4 protein-coding genes are annotated in these 3,878 nt (G+C 35.6%); all 4 read left to right on the top strand.

What is annotated here, in order from left to right; genetic code table 11:
- Positions 1-2,284, top strand: a 2,284-nt coding sequence (locus tag M901_RS06380; RefSeq protein WP_232422512.1) for a hypothetical protein, incomplete at its 5' end; no start/stop codon positions are given.
- 59 nt (positions 2,285-2,343) lie between these two features.
- Positions 2,344-3,036, top strand: coding sequence for a hypothetical protein (locus M901_RS06375; protein ID WP_034720937.1), 693 nt, complete (start codon positions 2,344-2,346; stop codon positions 3,034-3,036).
- Between the two features lie 112 nt (positions 3,037-3,148).
- Positions 3,149-3,634 (top strand): hypothetical protein, encoded by a 486-nt coding sequence (locus M901_RS06370; protein WP_021277359.1) that lies wholly within the window; start codon positions 3,149-3,151, stop codon positions 3,632-3,634.
- 9 nt (positions 3,635-3,643) lie between these two features.
- A partial coding sequence (locus tag M901_RS06365) for a hypothetical protein (RefSeq protein WP_021277357.1) occupies positions 3,644-3,878 on the top strand: 235 nt, incomplete at its 3' end.

Raw genomic sequence — 3,878 nt, 5'->3', positions numbered from 1 at the left:
CAATCTTATGGATCAACTTGAGTTAACAATGGACTTGGCTCAGCTTTATTTTGAAGATTACAATACAGATTGTCCTATACACGGAATAAAAATGTCTGAAGGTTCGGCGCTATTTGCCACTTCTGTTGAGGCCTTAGTTGATTCGGACAAAGATATTCTCCATTTCTTCGTTGATAGAGAGGTTTATTCAGAGAATCTTTCAGGTGCACCTGTAAGGTCATTTTCACAAGACGATCAAAACGTAAGAGATTTCAACGAAGAAGATCAGTATTGGGAATTATTTCGTATAAAGGGCGGAAAGCTATCAGGACTAGAAAAGAAATTGGGAGATTTTCCATTCTTAAAGAGCCTCAGTGCAGTTCTTCTGACTCTAAATGCGGCCAGTGGAAAGAATGAATTCATTAGACTTAAAGATCAGCAGGTGTGTATTGAATGTCTAAAAGAAGAATTGAAGTTTGCTAAAACTGTCGATGAATTAATCCCATTTAATGGGGTAGGTGCTTGTTTACCATGTAAGGGTTATGGTTCAGTTTTGGAGTATAGCAGGGCAAAGCTTGTGAAGTATCCAAGTTTATCTATTGGAGAAGGCGCTGTAAGTATCCTTGAGTACAGTAAATTCAATCGATATTATTCTTCTTTTGAAAAAGAAGTTAAGAAGAAAAAAATCTCTATTCATGTTCCTTTTGAAGAAGTTGCTGAAGATGTATGGCCAATTCTGATGAATGGGCAGGGAAGCTTTCCAGGTGTTTTAGAAATGCTCTCTTGGCTTGAAGAGAAGAGATATAAGAGAAGTGTGAGAATCTTTTTAAGAGGTCTCCAGGTCGATAAGAAGTGTGGAGAGTGCGATGGAGCCAGAGTTGCTAAGAATACTGGTCGCTATCATACCTACCGAGATCTATTACCAAGCTATGGAGATATTTTAAGATTCTCTGTTGAAGAGCTCTATGACCTTTTAAATGGATTAAAGATAAAAGAGAAGCAAATTTATATTGATAGGGCTTTTCATAAGCTAAGTCTTGCTATGGAGTTAGGTCTAGCACCTTATAAGCTAACGACTAAACTTAAAGAGCTTGAGACAAATGAATATCAAAAATCCCTTCTTGTTCGTTACTTAAGTTATCAAGGAAGTGGTTCTCTCTTTGTTTTAGATGAACCTAGTTTGGGACTAGATTTAGATGAACAAAAAGTTCTTGGAAAATATCTCAAAAACCTTTCAAAAAATAATACCGTAGTTCTGGTTGATCACTCTCAATATATTCAATCAAAAAGTGATCTCGTCGTAGAGATGGGGCCTGGGGCAGGACATCTTGGTGGTGAAATTGCTTATATGGGTAACTATAAATCAAAAACCAAGAAGAGGGTTGAACTTGAAAAACCTGTTAAAGGGAAGGGAAAACTAACATTAAAAGGAATTGAGTTTGAAGAAAAGAAAATTCCTAAAGTTGAGATACCTTTAAATACAGTTTCAACAGTTCATTCTTATCTTGAATCATTTTCAAAGAGATTAATTAGTGATGTTGTTGCCAATGATCTTTACATGCATCACTTTGATGAGAAATTAAACTACGATACTGAATATTCTGTGAAGTCATATAATAAGTATGAGAACTTTGATGACATCATTGTTTATAGAACCAATGTTGATAGGGCTTCTGGTCGTTCAACAGTTGGAACAATGCTCGGATTGACTCCACATGTGAGAAAATATTTTGCGAATCTTCCTGTTTCGAAGAATCTAGGCTTGAAAGATGGACACTTCTCTCCAAACTCGGATCTTGGAAAATGTTCGGTATGTGAAGGTAAAGGGATTCGTGAAATTGATATGCAATTTCTTGAAGACGTTTCATTTCCATGTGACGAATGTGATGGAAAGAAATTGAATAAGTTTTATGCAAATATCAGTGACGGAAGAATTACAGCTTATGAGGCCTACAATATGCCTTTAAGTGAATTATTTGAGATTGTTCCAACGACTCCGAAAGTTCGAAGAATTTTAGAGTTCTTAAGAATGCTAAATTTAGATTACTTAACCTTAGATCGAAATCTTCCTTCCTTGTCTGGGGGAGAAAGATTAAGAGTTAAGTTTCTAAATACTCTTCAAAAAAATATTGAGAACTCACTCCTCATTTTTACAAGTCTTTCATATGGCCTTTCAGATGTTGAACTTGTGAAAATAAGAGAGCTTCTAATAGGTCTTGCAGGCAAGGGAAACACAATCCTTCTAGTAGATAACCACCCGATATTTAAAGACTTTAGTAAGGTTAATATCGAAATAAAGGACTAAAAAGCTAAAGTATATAATTGAGTTTGCCGATAGGGTATTTGGTAACTATCGGTGGTTTAATGCTCAGACTATTAATACTCACATTCCTATCTGTAACGGTTTCAGCGAAGCTCTTCCCTGTACCATTTAGCAAGCAGCTAAGTGAAGCAGATGGAATAATCTATGGAGTATTCTTAGGGGAAGGGTCGAAGAAGCTTCCTGATGGAAAGATTGTCACTGAAGCCAGTTTCAAGCTTAATAAAACTGTTGGGCTAGAAAATCGTTACCTCGTTAATAAAAAGTTATTCAAAATTCAATTTGATGGTGGAGAGTGGCAAGGTCTACGTCATCAAAATCGTACCGCTCCACAATTTATTGTGAATAAGGCCTATGTTGTTCTTATAAAAAAAGGGCAGTATGCATTCACTCCGTATATGGATCGCCTAGGGGCATATGAAGTCATTTATGAAGTGATCGATGATCAAGAAACACTTGGAGTTAAGTCTCTTGCATTTCCTGAGCATCCTAAGCTTGGTTTTATTCCATATCGAACATTTGATATTCTCGTTCATAGTGCTTATGGCAGTTATATGTCTGAGACGAGTGCAAATCAATTCGTGTATATTCCTAAAAAAGATATTGAAAGAACTCCAGGATCAATTGATGAAGAAGAGAGTCCCGTTAAGAAGAAAGGGCAAATGAATGCTCTTTGGTTCGCTCTAATTCTTGGACTTCTTGGTGCTTATAAAATGCGTAAAACCAGACGATCTTAATTAAATGACACTCTGTGGTGAGTCTTACCTAAATACTCTTAATATTTATTCTTTTTTTGTTCCACTTACAGTAAAATAATATTGTGAATTATTGACCATGGAAGGGTATTTAATGAAATTTTTGAAAACTATCTTAGTTGCTTTGCCAATTCTTTTACAAGCAACATCATACTCGCAAGATCTAATGAGCGAGAGAATCAGAAAAATTGCTGGAAAAAAGAGATCTGTCTATTTTAAGAAAGGTATTTTCCACAGCGGAACGAATAAAACAGCATCCGTTCTAAAAGCAATTCGCCATGGTTATCAACCGGCCAATGGTTATGAAAGATTAGTTTTTGATTTCAAAACAACAACACCTCCAAAAGTTTATGGTTATAAGTCAGATGGTGAGAAGAAAATCTTTATTGATTTTTTTAATACATCTCTAGCTTCTGATCATGGAGTATTTGGAACAACTAAGTATATTGATAAAATTGATTTCTATCCAGTTGGTGATGAATCACTTTCAGTAGAGGTTGCTTTAAAAGGTAAACACTCTATCGACGTCTTCTATTTAGAAAAGCCTGGAAGACTCGTCATTGACATCAAAAAACAATAGAGAGGAAAGATGAGCGAATTGGAAGAGTACAACGTACAAATTTCAGAAACACCTGGAGATGAAGTATTTCCAGAAGAGGCCGTGATTATTCCTATTATGAATAGTCCTATCTTTCCAGGGATGATTGCACCAATTATTCTTACGGAAGATAAATTTACAGCAGAGCTAGATGAGTATCTTGTTAAGAATGGATACCTTGCTCTTAACCTTGTTAAGTCTGACTTAAAAAATGAAGAAGGTGTTA

It is taken from the genome of Bacteriovorax sp. DB6_IX (assembly GCF_000447775.1).
Lineage (GTDB): Bacteria > Bdellovibrionota > Bacteriovoracia > Bacteriovoracales > Bacteriovoracaceae > Halobacteriovorax_A.
Note: the sequence above shows the minus strand (reverse complement) of the source record. Positions and strands in the feature narration are given on the sequence as shown.

What these genes read in the sequence shown, in the direction of transcription:
- M901_RS06375 (WP_034720937.1), top strand. Translation starts at nt 2,344, where the DNA reads ATGCTCAGACTATTAATACTCACATTCCTATCTGTAACGGTTTCAGCG.
- M901_RS06370 (WP_021277359.1), top strand. Translation starts at nt 3,149, where the DNA reads ATGAAATTTTTGAAAACTATCTTAGTTGCTTTGCCAATTCTTTTACAA.